The following is a 2201-nucleotide window of genomic DNA, read 5'->3' on the forward strand; positions in this document are numbered from 1 at the left end:
CCCCTCGAGCGCACGGAGCGTTCGATGCGCGGGCTGGGCTGGGCGGATAGGACGGCCAAGCGGATGACTTCGGCCGGAGGCGGCCTTCGTCGACCGCGAGGTGGAGGTTCGCCGCGGGGCGCCGATGCGTCAAGCGGCCTCCCGAGGCCAGCTCGGGGCTCGGTGGGCCGGGTTTGCGAGGCTGGCGAGGCCCGCTGGGGCGGTGGTGCGGGCTTTTTGGACACGACCGGACCTACTCGCCGGCGCGGGTCGCGGGCGAGGAGCGTGCTCGGCGAGGTGAAGGGCGGCGACTCAGGCGAAGTCGAGCAGTTCGGGCGAGCGGGCGGGTGCGGGGCGTGGAGGCTCGGTCGGGTGGCCGAGATGCGCGAGGATCTTGCGAACGACGACTGGGTCGGTCAGCTGTGCGATCAGGCGGCGGGGGCCACCGCAGTGCGGGCAGGTGAGGACGTCGAGGGCGAAGACGCGCCGCAAGAGCTCGGCCCAGGTCGAGCGCCGCGAGTGGGAGCGGGCGGAGGTGCTGGGAGCGGCCGGCGAGTTGGGAGCGAGCGGGCCGCAGGAAGGCGAAGTGGATGCGGGCGCGCGCTTGGGCACGACGAGATCACGCCAGGCGGAGGCCGGCGCGAGCACGCCGTGGTAAGTGAGCTGATGGGCGCGCGGAGAGGGAACGAGTGCCGCTAGCCGCTCGATGAAGGTGAGCGGGTCGAACGAGACCGCCGACGTGCCGTCACGCCAATGTCGTTTGAGGCCGTAGACGAGGCGCCCGTCGGGTGCGAGCGCGAGGCGCTGGGTCGCGATGGGCGGGCGAGTCACGTAGCGGCACAGATGCTCGAGTCGCTCGAGCTCGCCGGCGGGCACGAGCACCTTGGCGTGCAGTGAGAAGCCGTCGCGGTCGGCGCACAGCGAGCCGGGCAGCGGCGGCGGGCGCGGCGGGCGGCGCTGGCCCAGGCGCGCGAGCGGCGGCGAGCGCTCGGGCCCGAGCGCGGCGCCGCCTTGGATCGACGCGGCGCAGAGTTGGTCGAAGAGCGCAGCGTCGTGCTCGACCGGCTCGTCAGCGTCGGCCGGCGAGTGCGCGCGCGCCAGGCGGCCCTGGCGCTCGAGGTAGCACGTGATGCGCCGGGCGAGCTGCTCGACCAGCTCGGCGACGTCGGCATCGCTGAGCGGCGCGGCGGGCTGGAAACTCGGCGCGAGGCGCTCACTCGGCGAGACGAAGGCGCCGTCGAGCACAAGCGCGTGGAAGTGCAGGTTCAAGTTGAGCGCGCTCCCGAACCTCTGCGCGAAGACCACGGCGCCGGAGCGGGCGGCGAACTGGGGCTCACGGCGCGAGGCGGGCTCGGAGTCACCCGAACGCGGGCGCGCAGATCCCCCGGCAGCAGCGGAAGCAAGTGCGCGCTGCTCGAGCCAGCCGAGCAGCGTGCGCGTGAAGATCCCGCGCACGGCGGCGCACATTCGCGGGCTCGAGGCGAGCAGGAAGCGGATGCGGAACGGAAACGAGAGCACCCACTGGCGCACGGGCGCGTGGGGGAACACGTGGTCGACGAGGTGCGCGGCGGTGTCGGCCATGCGCCGGCCGCAGCACGAGGGACAGAAGCCGCGGCCCTTGCAAGAAAACGCTACGAGCTCGTCGCGCATGCAGCGCGAGCAGTGGACGCGCGCGAAGCCGTGGGCGAGCAGGCCGCACTCGAGGTAGCGACGCAGCTCGCGCTCGACGAAACGCGGCAGGCCGTGGCCCGAATCGGGAGCCCGGGCGCGCTCGAGGAACGTCTCGAGGTGAGCGAGCAAGACCTGGTGCAGAGCACCGCGTTCGGGCTCGCGTCGACGCCGGGCGTGGATCTCGCTGCGCAGCGGCATGCTGCGCCACGGACTGTCGGGCGAGGCTCGCAGTTGCGGTCGAACTCGGCGGAATCAGCGTGGGGGGATGGGGCCGAGCAGCGCGGCGGCGACGGACGCGATCCGCGGTCGCGGGGCAGCGGCATGCTCTTGCCTCTGATGAGCGTGCGGCCGAGCACGGCGGCAACCACCAGCGCTACAGCCGTAAGCGTCCGGCGGGTCGGCGCCGACCTGACGTCGTGCGTCAACGCACAGCCACGACCCGCGCGCATCGGTGGCTGAGAGTCTGCGGGTCGGTTCGCTCGTGCAGCGCGTGTTCAGCTGCGCGCGCGCGCGGACGAGTCAAGCGCTGGCCAGCGGCCCGACCATGTTTG

1 protein-coding gene is annotated in these 2201 nt (G+C 73.2%); it reads right to left on the reverse strand.

Annotation, left to right across the window (positions count from 1 at the left end; translation table 11 throughout):
• Window positions 1-291: 291 nt before the first annotated feature.
• Complete coding sequence (locus FJ108_18455) at window positions 292-1848, reverse strand: transposase (GenBank protein ID MBM4337875.1); 1557 nt, start codon at window positions 1846-1848, stop codon at window positions 292-294.
• Window positions 1849-2201: the final 353 nt, after the last annotated feature.

The sequence above is a fragment of the Deltaproteobacteria bacterium genome (assembly GCA_016875225.1).
Taxonomy (GTDB): domain Bacteria; phylum Myxococcota_A; class UBA9160; order SZUA-336; family SZUA-336; genus VGRW01.

What these genes read in the sequence shown, in the direction of transcription:
- FJ108_18455 (MBM4337875.1), bottom strand. Translation starts at nt 1,848, where the DNA reads ATGCCGCTGCGCAGCGAGATCCACGCCCGGCGTCGACGCGAGCCCGAA.